At 73.7% G+C, this 15,440-nt stretch carries 14 protein-coding genes; 6 read left to right on the top strand and 8 right to left on the bottom strand.

Going from position 1 to position 15,440, the window contains the following annotated elements; all coding sequences use genetic code 11:
• Position 1: 1 nt before the first annotated feature.
• Genes AB0398_RS11895 through AB0398_RS11880 form a run of 4 tightly spaced genes read right to left on the bottom strand, consistent with a single transcriptional unit; the run spans position 2 to position 4,350 of the window.
• A complete protein-coding gene (locus tag AB0398_RS11895) occupies positions 2-781 on the bottom strand; it encodes a CDP-alcohol phosphatidyltransferase family protein (protein ID WP_366374080.1) in 780 nt (259 codons plus the stop codon).
• On the bottom strand, positions 759-1,820 hold the full coding sequence (locus AB0398_RS11890; protein WP_366374078.1) for an iron-containing alcohol dehydrogenase family protein: 1,062 nt from the start codon (positions 1,818-1,820) through the stop codon (positions 759-761). Before AB0398_RS11890 ends, AB0398_RS11895 begins: the two co-directional genes overlap by 23 nt.
• A complete protein-coding gene (locus AB0398_RS11885; RefSeq protein WP_366374077.1) occupies positions 1,808-2,545 on the bottom strand; it encodes a phosphocholine cytidylyltransferase family protein in 738 nt (245 codons plus the stop codon). The genes AB0398_RS11890 and AB0398_RS11885 overlap by 13 nt, the downstream gene beginning before the upstream one ends.
• A complete protein-coding gene (locus AB0398_RS11880; protein ID WP_366374527.1) occupies positions 2,542-4,350 on the bottom strand; it encodes a DUF5941 domain-containing protein in 1,809 nt (602 codons plus the stop codon). The genes AB0398_RS11885 and AB0398_RS11880 overlap by 4 nt, the downstream gene beginning before the upstream one ends.
• A 414-nt stretch (positions 4,351-4,764) precedes the next feature.
• Between AB0398_RS11880 and AB0398_RS11875 the strand changes: the two genes are divergently transcribed.
• From AB0398_RS11875 to idi, 3 genes are all read left to right on the top strand, one after another.
• The gene (locus AB0398_RS11875; RefSeq protein WP_366374076.1) at positions 4,765-5,706 is read left to right on the top strand and encodes a cation diffusion facilitator family transporter; all 942 of its coding nucleotides are present in this window, start codon (positions 4,765-4,767) and stop codon (positions 5,704-5,706) included.
• Positions 5,707-5,943: 237 nt separating this feature from the next.
• Positions 5,944-7,209, top strand: a complete 1,266-nt coding sequence (locus AB0398_RS11870; protein ID WP_366374075.1) for a bifunctional class I SAM-dependent methyltransferase/N-acetyltransferase — start codon at positions 5,944-5,946, stop codon at positions 7,207-7,209.
• A 239-nt stretch (positions 7,210-7,448) separates the two neighbouring features.
• The gene (gene idi / locus AB0398_RS11865; protein ID WP_366374525.1) at positions 7,449-7,982 is read left to right on the top strand and encodes an isopentenyl-diphosphate Delta-isomerase; all 534 of its coding nucleotides are present in this window, start codon (positions 7,449-7,451) and stop codon (positions 7,980-7,982) included.
• Here idi and AB0398_RS11860 read toward each other — a convergent pair.
• Together AB0398_RS11860 and AB0398_RS11855 are read right to left on the bottom strand one after the other, a co-directional pair.
• Complete coding sequence (locus tag AB0398_RS11860) at positions 7,948-8,469, bottom strand: ATP-binding protein (protein ID WP_366374523.1); 522 nt, start codon at positions 8,467-8,469, stop codon at positions 7,948-7,950. The two genes, idi and AB0398_RS11860, sit on opposite strands and share 35 nt — an antisense overlap.
• A gap of 130 nt (positions 8,470-8,599) precedes the next feature.
• On the bottom strand, positions 8,600-9,274 hold the full coding sequence (locus AB0398_RS11855; RefSeq protein WP_366374522.1) for a DUF308 domain-containing protein: 675 nt from the start codon (positions 9,272-9,274) through the stop codon (positions 8,600-8,602).
• A gap of 120 nt (positions 9,275-9,394) precedes the next feature.
• On the opposite strand from AB0398_RS11855, the gene AB0398_RS11850 reads away from it, so the two are divergent.
• Positions 9,395-10,138: an enoyl-CoA hydratase/isomerase family protein gene (locus tag AB0398_RS11850; RefSeq protein WP_366374073.1), complete on the top strand. Its 744-nt coding sequence runs from the start codon at positions 9,395-9,397 to the stop codon at positions 10,136-10,138.
• Positions 10,139-10,174: 36 nt separating this feature from the next.
• Here the strand turns inward: AB0398_RS11850 and AB0398_RS11845 are convergent, their stop codons facing one another.
• Both AB0398_RS11845 and AB0398_RS11840 read right to left on the bottom strand, forming a co-directional pair.
• Positions 10,175-10,825 carry a DJ-1/PfpI family protein gene (locus AB0398_RS11845; protein WP_366374071.1) on the bottom strand — a complete coding sequence of 217 codons (651 nt, stop codon included), beginning with the start codon at positions 10,823-10,825 and terminating at the stop codon, positions 10,175-10,177.
• 35 nt (positions 10,826-10,860) lie between these two features.
• Positions 10,861-11,832: a GlxA family transcriptional regulator gene (locus AB0398_RS11840; protein ID WP_366374069.1), complete on the bottom strand. Its 972-nt coding sequence runs from the start codon at positions 11,830-11,832 to the stop codon at positions 10,861-10,863.
• A 185-nt stretch (positions 11,833-12,017) separates the two neighbouring features.
• On the opposite strand from AB0398_RS11840, the gene AB0398_RS11835 reads away from it, so the two are divergent.
• A complete protein-coding gene (locus AB0398_RS11835) occupies positions 12,018-12,884 on the top strand; it encodes a hypothetical protein (protein WP_366374067.1) in 867 nt (288 codons plus the stop codon).
• A gap of 116 nt (positions 12,885-13,000) precedes the next feature.
• Positions 13,001-15,430: a Tex family protein gene (locus tag AB0398_RS11830; protein ID WP_366374066.1), complete on the top strand. Its 2,430-nt coding sequence runs from the start codon at positions 13,001-13,003 to the stop codon at positions 15,428-15,430.
• The last annotated feature ends 10 nt before the right edge of the window (positions 15,431-15,440 follow it).

Genomic DNA, 15,440 nt, shown 5'->3' with positions numbered 1-15,440 from the left:
CTCACTTCAGCCTGCTGGAGACCATGATCGACACCAGGTGCAGCACGGTCTGGAGCAGGGCGATGCCGGCCAGGACGGCGACGCCGAGCCGGGAGAAGAAGAGGTCGCCCCTGACCTGGTCCGCGATCGCGAGGGCCAGGATGAGCAGGGAGGCCTCGATCCCCAGGATCAGCCGGTGGAACTTGAACGCGGCGGCGGCCCGGCGGGCCAGCGCCATGCCGGAGGAGCGCGGCTCGGAGGCGGACTCCTTGACCGGCGGGAGGCCGCCCTGGTGGCGGGCGACGCCGACGAGGTCGGTCTCGGCCTTGATCAGGATGGCGCCGAGGGCGGCGAGGGTGCCCAGGAAGGCCCACAGCCAGTCGATCCGCCCGGTGCCCCACAGGTCGGCGGCGCGCAGGCCGAAGCCGACGAGGACCGCCGCGTCGCACAGGTAGGCGCCGACCCGGTCCAGGTAGACGCCGCCGAGCGAGAACTGCTTCTTCCAGCGGGCCAGCTCGCCGTCGACGCAGTCGAGCAGCAGGTAGAGCTGGACCATGAGCACGCCGAGGACGGCGCCCGGGATGCCCGGCACCAGGAGCGCCGGGGCGGCGAGCACGCCGAAGACGGTCATCAGATAGGTCAGCTGGTTGGGGGTGACCCGGGTGTTCGCCAGCTGCCGGGTGATCCGCAGGGAGATCTCCCGCATGTACAGGCGGCCGCCCCAGTGCTCGCCGCTCCGCCGGTCCTTCACGCCCGGGGGGTGGACGACCGGTCGGAGCTCAGCTACCGATGGCTTGTGCATAGTCGGCGTACGCGTCCCTGATCTCGTCGTCGGACAGGTCGAGGTGTTCGAGGATGGTGAAGCGGCCCGGCCGGGTCTGCGGGGCGAAGGAGACCGCCCGGACGAACTCGTCCACGGTGAAGCCGATCTCCCCGGGCAGCACGGGGAGCCCGTGCCGGCGCAGGGTCTCGACGATCAGCCCGGACTCCTCGCGGGCGCCGCGCAGGTGCATGGCGAAGGCCGCCCCGAGGCCGCACTGCTCGCCATGGCTGGCCGCGCGGGTCGGGAAGAGCAGGTCGAAGGCGTGGCTGATCTCGTGGCAGGCGCCCGACGAGGGCCGGGTGTCGCCGCTGATCGACATGGCGATGCCGGACATCACCAGGCCCTCGGAGAGGGTGACGAGGAAGTCGTCGTCGCCGATGCCGCCGGGGTGCCGGAGCACCGCCTCGCCCGCGCTGCGGGCCATGGCGGCGGCGAGCCCGTCGACCTTCTCTCCGGTCTCGCGGTGCGAGAGCTCCCAGTCCGCGATGGCGGACAGGTTGGAGATCGCGTCGCCGATGCCGGAGCGGACGAAGCGCGCCGGGGCGTCCCGGATCACGTCCAGGTCGATGACGAGGGCGATCGGGGTCGGCACGCCGTAGGAGCCGCGTCCGTTGTCGTTGTCCAGGGTGGAGACCGGCGAGCAGATGCCGTCGTGCGACAGGTTGGTGGCGATGGCCACCAGCGGCAGCCCGACCCGGGCCGCCGCGTACTTGGTCACGTCGATGATCTTGCCGCCGCCGAGGGCCACCACCGCGTCGTACCGCTTGCCGCGCATGGCGTCGGCGAGCTTCACGGCCTCGTCGATGGTGCCGCCGGAGACCGGGTACCAGTCGGCTCCGGGCAGCTCGGCGGAGAACCGGTCGCGCAGCTTGAGGCCGGAGCCCCCGCTGATGGCGACGGCGATCTTGCCGTTGCTGGAGATCCGCTGGTCCGCGAGGAGCCCGGACAGGTCGTCCAGGGCTCCTCCGCGGATGTCGACGACGACCGGCGACGGGATCAGCCGGGTCAGTACTGGCACGCGATCTCACGGCCCTTCGCGAGGTCGTCGTGGTTGTCGATCTCGACCCACTTGACGTCGCCGATGGGGGCCACGTCGACGGTGAAGCCGCGGTTGACCAGCTCCTGGTAGCCGTCCTCGTAGTAGAGGTCGGGGTCGCGCTCGAAGGTGGCCTTGAGGGCGTCGGCGAGCTCCTCGGCGGCCTCGGGCTCGATCAGGGTGACGCCGATGTACTCGCCGGTGGCGGTGGCGGGGTCCATGAGCTTGGTGATCCGGCGGACGCCCTCGCCCTCGGCGGTGATGACCTTCATCTCCTCGTCGGCGAGCTTCTTCACCGTGTCGAGGGCGAGGATGATCCTCCGGCCGTCGCCGCGGGCGGCGAGCAGGGTCTTCTCGACGGAGACGGGGTGGACGGTGTCGCCGTTGGCGAGGATCACACCGCGCTTGAGGACGTCACGGGCGCACCACAGGGAGTAGGCGTTGTTCCACTCCTCGGCCTTGTCGTTGTCGACGAGGGTGATCTTGAGGCCGTACGCGGCCTCCAGGGCCTCCTTGCGGTCGTAGACGGCCTCCTTGCGGTAGCCGACGACGATCGCGACCTCGGTGAGGCCGATCTCGGCGAAGTTCTTCAGGGTCAGGTCGAGGATCGTGGTGTCCCCGTCGACCGGCACGAGGGCCTTCGGAAGGGTGTCGGTGTAGGGACGCAGACGCCGTCCGGCACCGGCTGCCAGTACGAGACCGATCATGCTGTTTCTCCTTCGTCGTGAACGGCGGGTGCTCCGGAGGAGACCCAGAAGCGGATGGACTCCACGAGCACCACCAGCGCGACGGCGACCGCGAGGGCCGTCAGTGCCAGGGTGAAGTCGTCGCCGCGGCCCGCGAGGAGGGCGGCGAGGACGGTCACCAGGAGCGTGCGCCCCTCGTGTCCGCCGGTGACGCGCACCAGCCAGGCGGGCGGCGCGCCGGTGCCGCCGCGAATGCGGTACACCGTGTCGTAGTGATGGTAGGCGACCGCCGCGACCAGCCCGAACGCCGCCGGGAGGGCCCCCGGGGAGTCGGAGCGGGCGGCCAGGACGAGGACGGTGGTGTACTCGGCGGCGCGGAAGAGCGGCGGTACGAGCCAGTCGAGGGCGCCCTTGAGGGGCTGGGCGACGGCGAGTCCGGCGAGGATCGTGTAGCCGACGGCGGCGATCACGGTCTGCCGGTCGCCGAAGGGCCACGTGAGGACGGCGGACAGCAGGCCGGCCGTCGCGATCGCGGCGAAGACGACCCCGAGGCCCCGGTCGCCGGAGCGGTGGAAGAGCCGGGCGGCGAACCGGGCGAGCGGGCCGGAGTCCGTGAGGTCGGCGAGCGCCCGGGCGGCCCGGTCGCTCCTCCTCCCCTTGCGGGTCAGGGAGCGCAGGACGCGGCCGGCGGTGGTGTAGCAGGCGGCGAAGGCGCAGCCGGCGATCAGGGCCCAGAAGACGATCCGGGGGGTGGTGACGGCGGTGAGGACCGCGATCATCGCCCAGCGCTCGCCGATCGGCAGGATGATCATGCGGCGGGCCCAGACGGTCCATCCGACGCCGTCCAGCCTGTTGGAGAGGGCCAGGCTGGTCCTGGCCGCGGCGCCCGTGCTCTCGGCGTTCGCCTCGTTGAAGGAGAAGTCCACGACGTGCCGGCAGGTCATCAGGACCATGGCGCCGAGCGCGAGGGCCCAGACGTCGTCGCCGTTCCGGGCGGCGCCGAGGGCGAGGCCCGCGTAGAAGGCGTACTCCTTGGCCCGGTCGAAGGTGGCGTCGAGCCAGGCGCCCATCGTCGAGTACTTCAGCGCGTAGCGGGCGAGCTGCCCGTCGGTGCAGTCCAGGACGAAGGAGACGAGGAGGAGGACGCCGGCGGCGACGTAGCCGCCGCGCTCGCCGGTCGCCGCGCAGCCGGCCGCGATCAGGGCGGTGATCAGCGAGGCGGTGGTGACCTGGTTGGGGGTCAGTCCGCGGCGCGCGCACCAGCGGGCGATGTGGCGCGAGTACGGGCTGATGAAGAAGGTGGTGAAGAAGCCGTCGTGGGCCTTCACGGCCGAGCGCAGGCGCACCGCCTCGTCGTCGACGGCCTCGACGGCGGCGCGCGCCGCGTGGCGGGCCTCGGCGTCGGTGGGCACGGCGGCGACGAGGGTGCCGAGCTGGGGCCGGTGCACGGCGACGCCGTCGGCGTCGAGGGCGTCGGCGAGGGCGCCGGGCAGGTCGGCGGCGGGGGTTCCGGGCGGCCCGGGGACCGTGGAGGCACCGCTCAGGGCGCGGGCCAGGGCCGGGCGGGCCCCGCTCTGCGCGGTGAGCGCGCCGGGCGCCGCGGCGGCCGGGAACCGGGGGTCGGTGAGGGTGAGGCGCAGCGCGTGCAGATGGCCGACGAACCGGGGGTCGACGAGCGCGACGCGCTCGCCCGCCGGGACGGCGGCCAGCAGGGCGCCGGCCTCCTCGGCGCCGGAGGCGATCCGGACGTCGAAGCCGAGCAACCGCAGATCACCGTCGAGCGAGGATCCGGGTGCCGGCGGGCCGGTGAGGATGGCGGTCGACAGACGAACTCACTCCTTGGAGCTGACGGAGGGCCGGCGGGGCCCATGGCGGCCCCGGGCGCGGCGGTGCGGCCCGGCACGGGGCGGCGACACGTCGGCTGAGGCTATCCGATGAACAGAAGGACGAGTTCACCGAGGCTTCGCGGGCAGGACTCCCCCGGGTCCCCCGGCGTCCGCCCCGGTGCGCCCCGTCCGACGAAGATCATGACGGATGATCGTCCGCCCGTCCCGCGGATCCCGGTCCCGCGGCCTTCACGGAGCCGCCCCCGAGCGCTTCTCGCCACGCGCCGTCCGGAATGCATCACCGCAGGTCAGAGCATATGACAACGGTGTTCAGTACCGTGTTGCGCATACCCCCCACCCGTAGTTGACTTGCGCACCGGGGCATACGGACCACACCGACCGGGAGGCCATGTCATGGGGGCTGGACACGATCACGGGCACGGCCACGGGGGCCCGCCGCCGACGGGCACCGCGGGGGCCGCGTACCGGAACCGGCTGCGGATCGCGCTCGGCATCACGCTCTCCGTGATGGTGGTCGAGATCGTCGGCGGCGTGGTCGCGGACTCGCTCGCGCTGATCGCGGACGCGGCCCACATGGCGACCGACGCGGTCGGCCTCGCGATGGCGCTCCTGGCGATCCACTTCGCCAACCGGCCGCCCTCGGGCAACCGCACCTTCGGCTACGCCCGGGCCGAGATCCTGGCGGCGCTCGCGAACTGTCTGCTGCTGCTCGGCGTGGGCGGCTACGTGCTCTTCGAGGCGATCCAGCGGTTCCTGGAGCCGGCCGAGACCAAGGGCGGCCTCGCCATCGCGTTCGCGGTGGTCGGCCTGGTGGCGAACGTGATCTCGCTGACGCTGCTGATGCGGGGCCAGAAGGAGAGCCTCAACGTGCGCGGGGCGTACCTGGAGGTGCTCGCGGACGCCCTGGGCTCGGTCACCGTGATCGTCGCGGCCGGGATCATCCTGGCCACGGGCTGGCAGTACGCGGACCCGATCGCCTCGCTGGTGATCGGCCTGATGATCGTCCCCCGCACGGTCAAGCTGCTGCGCGAGACCCTGGACGTGCTCCTGGAGGCGGCCCCCAAGGGCGTCGACATGGCGGAGGTGCGGGCGCACATACTGGCCCTGCCGGGGGTCGAGGACGTGCACGACCTGCACGCCTGGACGATCACCTCGGGGATGCCGGTCCTCTCGGCGCACGTGGTCGTCGACCAGGGAGCGCTTGACTCGGTGGGGCACGAGAAGATGCTGCACGCGCTCCAGGGGTGCCTGGGCTCGCACTTCGACGTGGAGCACTGCACCTTCCAGCTGGAGCCGGTCGGCCACGCGGAGCACGAGGCGAGGCTCTGCCTGTAGGGCCGGGGGCCCTGCCGGCGGGGCACGGGGGCTCCGGACTCCCGACCCCCTGTTAGTCTTTTCATACGAACACGTGGTGAGAGGAGCTGAGGTTGATGACCGTCGCGATGGAGGCTGCCCCGCGCGGCAGCACCCGGTCGTCCCTCAGCCTCCGGGTCTCCGGCTGACCTGATCCCGGTCCTCGCACCGGTACGTCACGTCGTCGGCCGGGGCCCTCTCATCCAAGGGTTTCCCACGTTGTCCGACAACGCTTCGCACGACTCCTTCTTCGCCCTGCGCCACGGCCTGCCGCGCCAGGGTCCGGGCTCCGACACCACCACCCGCCGGCTCCTCGCGCTCGCGGGGCCGCTCCCCGCGCGCCCGCGCGTGCTCGACCTGGGCTGCGGTCCGGGCCGCTCCGCGCTGCTCCTGGCCGCCGAGGCGGGCGCCGAGGTGACCGCCGTCGACACCCACGAGCCGTTCCTCGCCGAGCTGCGGGAGTCCGCCGCCGCGCGCGGGCTCGACGGTGCGGACCTCCACGGCGGTTCCGTCCGCGCCCTCCGCGCCGACATGCGCGCCCTGCCGTTCCCCGACGGCTCCTTCGACCTGGTCTGGGCCGAGAGCTCGGTCTTCGTGCTCGGCTTCGACCGGGCCCTCGCCGAGTGGCGCCGCCTCCTCGCGCCCGGCGGCACGCTCGTGCTCACCGAGTGCGTGTGGACCACCGGGGAGCCGGGCCCGACGGCCCGCGCCTTCTGGGAGGAGCACTACCCGCTCCGCACCGTCACCGGGAACGCGGCGGCCGCGGTCGCGGCCGGCTACCACGTCCTGGCGACCCTCACCCAGCCGGAGGGCGACTGGGACGAGTACTACGGTCCGCTGGCCGCGCGCGCCGGGGCGGCCGACACCTCCGTGCCCGGCATGGCCGAGGCGGTCGCCGGGGCCCGCGCCGAGATCGCGCTGCGGCGCGAGCACGGCTCCGACTACGGCTACGCCGGTTTCGTCCTCCGGCCCGCCGATCCGCGCTGGCGCACCCGGCCGGAGGCCGCCGGCGAGGAGGCGGAGGTCCGCCGGGTCGAGGAGGCGGCCTTCGGGTCGGCGGCGGAGGCCGATCTGGTCGACGCGCTCCGGGCGGACGCCGACGCCTGGCTGCCGGGCCTGTCGTACGTGGCCGAGGCCCCGGACGGCACGGTCGCGGCGCACGCCCTGATCACCCGCTGCCACGTGGGCGGCGCCCCGGCGGCGGCGCTCGCGCCGGTCGCGGTGGCGCCCGGGCACCAGCGGACGGGGGCCGGGCAGGCCGTCGTCCGGGCGGTCCTCGACGCGGCCCGGCTGCGCGGCGAGACGCTGGTGCTCGTCCTGGGGCATCCGGAGTACTACCCCCGGTTCGGGTTCGAACGGGCGTCCGCGCACGGAATCAGGCCAGGTTTCGAGGTCCCGGACGAGGCGATGATGGCGCTCGTCCTGGACGACTCCGCGCCCGTTCCCTCGGGTCCGCTGCGCTATCCCGCGCCTTTCGGGGTGTAGTGCCCCCTCGGACCGCTTCCGCTCCCGCCGCCCCGGTTGTACTCCGGTGCGGTGGGAGCGGCCGCGTCCGGCCGTCGAAGTACGGACAAGCCGCTTTTGTACGGCAGACTGAGGGGGCCCCACCGGGCCGAGGACCGAAGCGAAGGATGGGTATGCCGACCACACCAGTCACCGCGGCTCAGATCTCCCCGGAGATCGCGTCGAACGGTGTCCAGCCGTCCGGAGACCCGGCCCCGATCATGCTCGAACTGGTCGACGAGGACGGCAGGACCATCGGCACGGCGGAGAAGCTCGCCGCCCACCAGGCGCCGGGACAGCTGCACCGCGCCTTCTCCGTCTTCCTCTTCGACGAGTCGGGCCGGCTGCTCCTCCAGCGGCGGGCGCTCGGCAAGTACCACTCGCCCGGCGTCTGGTCGAACACCTGCTGCGGCCACCCCTACCCGGGCGAGGCGCCGTTCGCGGCGGCGGCCCGGCGCACCTTCGAGGAGCTGGGCGTCTCGCCCTCGCTGCTCGCGGAGGCCGGCACGGTCCGCTACAACCACCCGGACCCGGCCTCGGGCCTGGTGGAGCAGGAGTTCAACCACCTCTTCGTCGGCCTGGTGCAGGCCGCGCCGCGCCCGGACCCGGAGGAGATCGACGACACCGTCTTCGTGACCCCCGCCGAGCTGTCCGAGCGGCACGCCGCCGCGCCGTTCTCCGCCTGGTTCATGACGGTGCTCGACGCGGCGCGTCCGGCCGTCAGGGAGCTGACGGGTCCGTCCGGGGGCTGGTGACCACCGGCTCCTGCGGCGCCGCTCCGGGCCCCGGCGCCTTCGGGGTCAGGGGCAGCGCCGCCCAGATGATCTTTCCGCCGCTCGCGGTGTGCTCGACATCGCAGGCGCCGCCGGCCTCCTGGGCGATCTCGCGGACCAGGAGCAGGCCCCGGCCGCCGGTCTGACCCCAGTCGGCCTCCAGGGCCTTGGGCCGGTAGGGGTGGTTGTCCTCGACGGACACCCGGATCCACTCGGGGCCGATCGCCACCTCGACCGCTATCTCCGGGGACAGCAGCGCCGCGTGCCGCACGGCGTTGGTGACCAGCTCGGAGACGATCAGCAGCAGGCCGTCCATGATCTCGTCGTGGAGGGGGACGCCCTGGCGGACCAGCAGGTCGCGCACGGCGTGCCGGGCCTGCGGGACGGAGACGTCGACCGCGGCAGCGGTGAAGCGCCAGACTCCTTCGTAGGACGGGTGCCGGGTGGGGCCGCCTTCGCGGGGCTCCACCGTCCGGTTCCCACCCTCGTGCTCGATTCTCGCCACGGATCGAGTCTTGGTAATGCGCGGGGGCGGACCGACCTACTGACCAGAAGTCGACACCTATCGGCCAGCTTCTGATCGGGTGAGTATGCCGATGTCAGTTGTTCGACTGATCGCGCACGCTTTCTGAGAACTCCGGAAAGGGCCTCGAAGAAGACCCCTCGGAGGACTCCGGGGCGGGCTCCGGAGGGGACTTCGCGGCGGGGTCCGAGACCGGCTCCGGCGGGGTCACCATACTGACGATCCGTCGGCCCCCCACCCCGATCGCGATCAGGCCGAGTCCGTCGAAGAGCAGCGCGAGCGAGAAGAAGACCCCGAGGACGTACCGGCTGCTGTGCGGCCAGTCGAACAGGACGAGCAGACCGAGCAGCAGGCCGAAGGCCCCCTGGAAGAGGGTCCAGCCGAACTGCGGGCCGCGCACCACCACGCTGCCGACGAGCCGGAACAGCCCGCCGGCCAGGAAGAGCAGGGCCGCGAACATCGTCAGCGCCTCCGCCGAGCCCTCGGGGTGCCGGATCACCACGACGCCGGCCGCGATGTTCAGGGCGGCCACCACCGCGGCGAGCCAGAAGAAGCCGGTGCCGCGCGACTGGACGGCCTGGAGCAGTCCGACGGCGCCGCCGATCAGCAGCAGCCAGCCGAAGAGCAGCATCGAGGTCAGGGTGGCGACGCCCGTGTAGACCAGGCCAACGATCCCGCCGAGCACGAGCAGGCCGCCGAGCACGGCGAGCCCGCCGAAACCGCGGTTGAGCTTCTTCCCCCGGCGCCGCATGTCCCCGACCGGGTCGGGGAGGTCCTTCGTCGCGCGGTGATCCTCGGCCATCCGGTGTCTCCTCGGCAGGGCGGCCCCTTCCTGATCGTACGTTCGGGTGCGCCGGATAGCATCCGGCCCATGGAGCCGCAGCTGAAGGACAGCGTCACGGACGGGGTCGCCACCGTCGTCATAGCCAACCCCGCCAAGCGCAACGCGATGAGCGCCGGCATGTGGCGCTCCCTGCCGGGCGTCCTGGAGCGGCTCGCCGCCGACCCGGCGGTCCGGGTCCTGGTGCTGACCGGCGAGGGCGACACCTTCTGCGCCGGGGCCGACATCTCGGCGCTGCGGGAGCCCGGGGACGAGCAGCAGAGCCTGGCGGTACGGGCGGAGGAGGCCCTCGCGGCCTTCCCCAAGCCGACCCTGGCGGCCGTCCGGGGCTTCTGCGTCGGGGGCGGCAGCCAGCTCGCCGCCGCCTGCGACCTGCGGTTCGCCGAGGAGGGCGCCCGCTTCGGGGTCACCCCGGCGAAGCTCGGCATCGTCTATCCGTCCTCGTCGACCCGCCGCCTCACCGCCCTCGTGGGCCCCTCGGCCGCCAAGTACCTGCTGTTCTCCGGTGAACTGATCGACGCGGAGCGGGCGCTGCGGACCGGGCTCGTGGACGAGCTCCACCCGGTGGGCGAACTGGACAAGCGGGTGGAGGAGTTCTGCCGGGTGCTCGCCTCCCGCTCGCTGCTCACCCAGGCGGCGGCCAAGGAGTTCGCCGACGGGCGCACGGACCGGGACGCCCACTGGGCGGAGCGGGCACACGGCAGCGGCGACACCGCGGAGGGTGTCGCCGCCTTCCTGGAGCGCCGCCCGCCCCGCTTCACGTACGGGATCTGAGCCTTCGCGCGGACCTCCCGGCCCGGGGCCCGGCGCTCAGTCCCGGGCGGGCGACTCGACGACCTTCCCCGCCTCCGCGCGCCACTTCGCGACGAGTTCGGCCGGGGCCTTCTCCGGCGAGCCCGCGTCGTAGGGCGGCTGGGGGTCGTACTCGGTGAGGAGCTGGACCGTCTGCGCGGTCTCGTCACCGGCGATCCGGCCGAGCAGGTGGAGCGCCATGTCGATGCCGGAGGAGACCCCGGCGGAGGTGACGTACTTGCCGTCGAAGACGACCCGCTCGCCGGTGGGCTCGACGCCGAGGGCCCGCAGCTCGTCGAAGGCGAGCCAGTGGGTGGTCGCCCGGCGCCCGTCGAGCAGGCCCGCGGCGGCGAGGACCAGCGAGCCGGTGCAGACGGAGGTGGTCCAGGTGCTGGTGGCGTCGGCGGCGCGGAGCCAGTCGAGGATCTCCGGGTCGTCCATGGCCACCCGGGCGTCGGGGCCGCCGGGCACGAGGACGATGTCCGGGGCCGGCACCTCGGCGAGGGACCGGTCGGCGACGAGGGCGAGGCTGTCCTGGTCGTTGCGGACCGGACCCCTCTCCTTGGCCACGAAGACGGTCTCGGCTCCGGGGAGGCGGGCGAGCAGCTCGTACGGTCCGACGGCGTCGAGGGCGGTGAAGCGGTCGTAGAGCAGGACGGCGATCTGCACGGTGGTTCCTCTCGGTGGGTGGTGGACGTGCGGGTTCAGCGGGCCGAGGAGTGGAAGCGGCGGCGGTACTCCGCCGGGGCGGTGGCCAGGGCCTTGAGGAAGGCGCGGCGCATCGCCTCCGGCGTCCCGTAGCCCGAGGCGCGGGCGACCTCCCCGACGCCGCGCGAGGTGTCCTCCAGGAGCCGGCGGGCGTGTTCGAGCCGGACCCGGTCGACGTAGCGGCCGGGGGGCGTGCCGGTCTCCGCGTGGAAGGCGCGGGCGAAGTGGCGGGGCGAGAGCCGGACGCGGGCGGCGAGCGCCTCCACGGAGAGGTCCGCGTCCGGGTGCTCGGTGATCCAGTGCTGGAGGTCGCGCAGCGGCTCCCGGCGGGCGGTCTGGGCGGAGAGCTGGACGCTGAACTGGGCCTGGTTGCCGGGGCGGCGCAGGAAGACGACCAGGTGCCGGGCGACGGTGAGGGCCGCGTCCCGGCCGAGGTCCTCCTCGACCAGGGCGAGCGCCAGGTCGATCCCCGCGGTGACCCCGGCCGAGGTCGCGACGTGCCCGTCCCGTACGAAGATCGGGTCGGGGTCCACGTCGACCCCGGGGTAGCACCGGGCGAGGTGGTCGCAGGCGTTCCAGTGGGTGGTCGCCCGGCGTCCGTCGAGGAGCCCGGCCTCGGCCAGGAGCAGTGCCCCGGTGCAGACGGAGACCAGGCGCCGGGCGCGCGGGCCGTGCGTCCGCAGCCAGTCGATCAGCGCCGGATCGGGCGTCCGGGTGCCCTCGCCGCCGGGGACGACCAGGGTGTGCGGAGGGCCGTCGGCGACGGCGTCCGCGAGCGTGGCGTCGGGCAGCAGGCGCAGCCCGCTCTGCGTACGGACCGGGCCGCCGTCCGGGGAGGCGGTGCGGATCGGGTAGGCGGACGGGTCCCCGGTGGCCCGGCCGGCACCGGCGAACACCTCGACGGGTCCGGAGACGTCGAGGCTCAGGACTCCGTCGAAGAGGACGACGAGGACGGGACGCTGCGGCATGTCCCCATCCTCGGCCGGGGCGGGCCGCGTCCACAACGACGAGAAACCCACCTTTCCTGCCGTCCCCCGGCCGCGGAGGGAGGGAGCGGGGCCCACGTCCACGAGGGGTTCCCGTGGAAGGCGGGCCCGGTTTCCACGAGGTGTGCCTGTTTCCGTCGTACCGACCAGTCGGTAACGTTCGGGGCATGACGAATGCCCTGCCGCCGCGCGCCGGACGCCGCTGCCACAACGCCCTGAACCCGCTGCACTCCTCGCTGTACTTCTCGCCGGACCTGGACCGCGAGCTCTCCGCCCTCGGCTTCGCCGACCAGAGCGCGATGCGGCTCGCCGCCCGCAGCGCCCCGCTCGGCGCGGTGGGCGCGGGCACGGTCGCCGCGACCTTCTACAACTACAACCACGAGCTGCTCGCCCGGCACCTGCCCGCCGTGTGGGAGACCGCCTCCCCCACCGAGGTCCTGGCCGCCCGGCTGCGCGCCGCGGACGCGACCCTGCGCCGGCTGCTCGGCGAGGACGTCGCCACCTCCCCGGAGATGGCCGAGGCGGCGGAGCTCGCGCTGCGCGCCTCCGAGGCCTGCACCCGGCACGCCCGGCCCCTGTACTCGGCCAACGCCGACCTGCCGGTCCCCGAGGAGCCCCACCTCGCCTACTGGCACGCCGCCACCCTGCTGCGCGAGCACCGGGGCGACGGGCACCTCGCGGCCCTGCTCTCCGCCGGGCTCGACCCCGTCGAGGCCCTCGCCTCCCACACCGCCACCGGCAAGGGCATGGCCCCGCGCTGGGCCGTCAGCTCCCGGGGCTGGCGGCGCACCGACTGGGAGGGGGCGGTGGCGCGGCTGCGCGACCGGGGCCTGATCGACGCCGAGAGCGAGCTGACCGAGGCCGGGACGGCCCTGCGCGCCGAGATCGAGGAGCACACCGACCGGCTGGACTCCGCCCCGTACGAGCACCTCGGCGCGGCCGGCGTCGAGCGCCTCACCGAGCTGGGGCGCGGCTTCCTCTTCACGGCCGCCGCCGCGGGCGCCTTCCCCGCGGACCTCGTCGGCAAGGCCTGAGCGCCGCTCCCGCCTCGGCGCGGGACGCGCGGGACGGGTCGGTTGCCGCATCCGGGTGACCGACCCGGCACAATGCAGTCGCAAGCTTGAGGCACGAGAAGGCGAGTCGGGACACCGTGACGACGTCCATCGAAGCAAGGATCGCCGAGGAGCTCGGCGTACGCGAGCGACAGGTGAGGGCAGCCGTCGAGCTCCTCGACGGCGGTTCGACCGTGCCGTTCATCGCGCGCTACCGCAAGGAAGCGACCGAGATGCTCGACGACGCGCAGCTGCGCACCCTGGAGGAGCGGCTGCGCTACCTGCGCGAACTGGAGGACCGCCGGTCGGCGGTCCTCGACTCGGTCCGCGAGCAGGGCAAGCTGACCCCGGACCTGGAGGCCCGCATCCTGGCCGCCGACACCAAGGCGCGCCTGGAGGACATCTACCTGCCCTTCAAGCCGAAGCGCCGGACCAAGGCGCAGATCGCCCGCGAGGCCGGTCTGGAGCCGCTGGCGGAGGGGCTGCTGTCCGACCCGTCCGTGGAGCCGTCGGCCGCCGCCGCGGCCTTCGTGGACGCGGACAGGGGCGTCGCGGACGCGGCGGCGGCCCTGGAGGGCGCGCGGGCGATCCTCGCGGAGAAGTTCTCCGAGGACGCCGACCTCATCGGCGAGCTGCGCGAGCGCATGTGGGGCCGGGGCCGGCTCGTGGCGAAGGTCCGCGAGGGCAAGGAGGAGGCGGGGGCGAAGTTCGCCGACTACTTCGACTTCGCCGAGCCGTTCACGGCGCTCCCCTCGCACCGGGTGCTCGCCATGCTGCGCGGCGAGAAGGAGGACGCGCTCGCCCTGGACCTGGAGCCGGAGGAGCCCGTCGAGGGCCCCTCCTCGTACGAGGGGATCGTCGCGCACCGCTTCGGCGTCGCCGACCGGGGGCGCCCCGGGGACAAGTGGCTCCGGGACACGGTCCGCTGGGCCTGGCGGACCCGGATCCTGGTCCACCTCGGGATCGACCTGCGGCTGCGGCTGCGGACGGCGGCCGAGGACGAGGCCGTGCGGGTCTTCGCGGCGAACCTGCGCGACCTGCTGCTCGCCGCTCCGGCCGGCACCCGGGCGACGCTCGGCCTCGACCCCGGTTTCCGTACGGGCGTGAAGGTCGCCGTGGTCGACGCGACCGGCAAGGTCGTGGCCACCGACGTGATCCACCCGCACGTTCCCGCCAACAAGTGGGACCAGGCGCTGGAGAGGCTCGCGCGGCTCGCGAAGGAGCACGCGGTGGAGCTGATCGCGATCGGCAACGGCACTGCCTCCCGCGAGACCGACAAGCTGGCCGCCGAACTCCTCGACAAGCACCCCGAGTTGAACCTGACCAAGGTGATGGTCTCGGAGGCGGGCGCCTCGGTCTACTCGGCCTCCGCGTTCGCCTCGCAGGAACTCCCCGGCATGGACGTGTCGTTGCGCGGCGCCGTCTCCATCGCCCGGCGCCTCCAGGACCCGCTGGCGGAGCTGGTGAAGATCGACCCGAAGTCGATCGGCGTCGGCCAGTACCAGCACGACCTGGCCGAGGTGAAGCTCTCGCGCTCGCTGGACGCGGTGGTCGAGGACTGTGTGAACGGTGTCGGCGTGGACGTCAACACCGCCTCCGCACCGCTGCTCTCGCGCGTCTCGGGCATCAGCTCCGGCCTCGCCGAGAACATCGTCGCGCACCGGGACGCCAACGGCCCCTTCCGCTCCCGCCGGGCGCTCAAGGACGTGGCGCGGCTCGGCCCGAAGGCGTACGAGCAGTGCGCGGGCTTCCTGCGCATCCGGGGCGGCGACGACCCGCTCGACGCCTCCTCCGTGCACCCGGAGGCGTACCCGGTGGTGCGCCGGATGGCGAAGACGACGGGCGGCGAGGTCGCGGCGCTGATCGGCGACACGGGTACGCTGCGCTCGCTGCGGGCGGACGACTTCGTGGACGAGACCTTCGGTCTGCCGACGGTGACGGACATCCTGCGCGAGCTGGAGAAGCCGGGCCGCGACCCGCGTCCGGCGTTCCGGACGGCCACCTTCAAGGAGGGCGTCGAGAAGATCGGCGACCTGGCGTCCGGGATGGTCCTGGAGGGCGTCGTCACCAACGTGGCGGCGTTCGGGGCGTTCGTGGACATCGGTGTGCACCAGGACGGCCTGGTGCACGTGTCCGCGATGTCGAAGACCTTCGTGAAGGACCCGCGCGACGTGGTGAAGCCCGGCGACGTGGTCAAGGTGAAGGTCCTGGACGTGGACGTCCCGCGCAAGCGGATCTCGCTGACGCTGCGCCTCGACGACGAGCCGGGCGCGGACGCGGCGGGCGGCGCGGGCGGGCGCGGCCGGGGCGAGCGCGGCGACAGGGGCGAGCGCTCCGGCCGGCCGCCGCAGCAGCGGCAGGGCGGTGGCGGCGGTGGCGGTGGCCGCCGGGCCGAGCGCGGCGACCAGGGCGGCCGGGGCGGTGGCGGCCGGGACCGCGGCGCGGCCCCCGCTCCCGCCAACAGCGCGATGGCCGACGCCCTCCGCAAGGCGGGCCTGCTGGGCGAGGGCGGCGGCAAGCGGCGGTAGTGCCCTCTGT

Source organism: Streptomyces sp. NPDC086147, from assembly GCF_040702165.1.
In the GTDB taxonomy this organism is placed as follows: Bacteria; Actinomycetota; Actinomycetes; order Streptomycetales; family Streptomycetaceae; genus Streptomyces.
This window is presented reverse-complemented; position numbering and strand designations above follow the sequence as displayed.

Bases quoted from the DNA above. Each gene is read 5' to 3' on its own strand.
- AB0398_RS11835 (WP_366374067.1), top strand. From the start codon at position 12,018: ATGACGAATGCCCTGCCGCCGCGCGCCGGACGCCGCTGCCACAACGCC.
- AB0398_RS11855 (WP_366374522.1), bottom strand. From the start codon at position 9,274: ATGCGGCGCCGGGGGAAGAAGCTCAACCGCGGTTTCGGCGGGCTCGCC.
- AB0398_RS11840 (WP_366374069.1), bottom strand. From the start codon at position 11,832: ATGCCGCAGCGTCCCGTCCTCGTCGTCCTCTTCGACGGAGTCCTGAGC.
- idi (WP_366374525.1), top strand. From the start codon at position 7,449: ATGCTCGAACTGGTCGACGAGGACGGCAGGACCATCGGCACGGCGGAG.
- AB0398_RS11885 (WP_366374077.1), bottom strand. From the start codon at position 2,545: ATGATCGGTCTCGTACTGGCAGCCGGTGCCGGACGGCGTCTGCGTCCC.
- AB0398_RS11895 (WP_366374080.1), bottom strand. From the start codon at position 781: ATGCACAAGCCATCGGTAGCTGAGCTCCGACCGGTCGTCCACCCCCCG.
- AB0398_RS11850 (WP_366374073.1), top strand. From the start codon at position 9,395: ATGGAGCCGCAGCTGAAGGACAGCGTCACGGACGGGGTCGCCACCGTC.
- AB0398_RS11875 (WP_366374076.1), top strand. From the start codon at position 4,765: ATGGGGGCTGGACACGATCACGGGCACGGCCACGGGGGCCCGCCGCCG.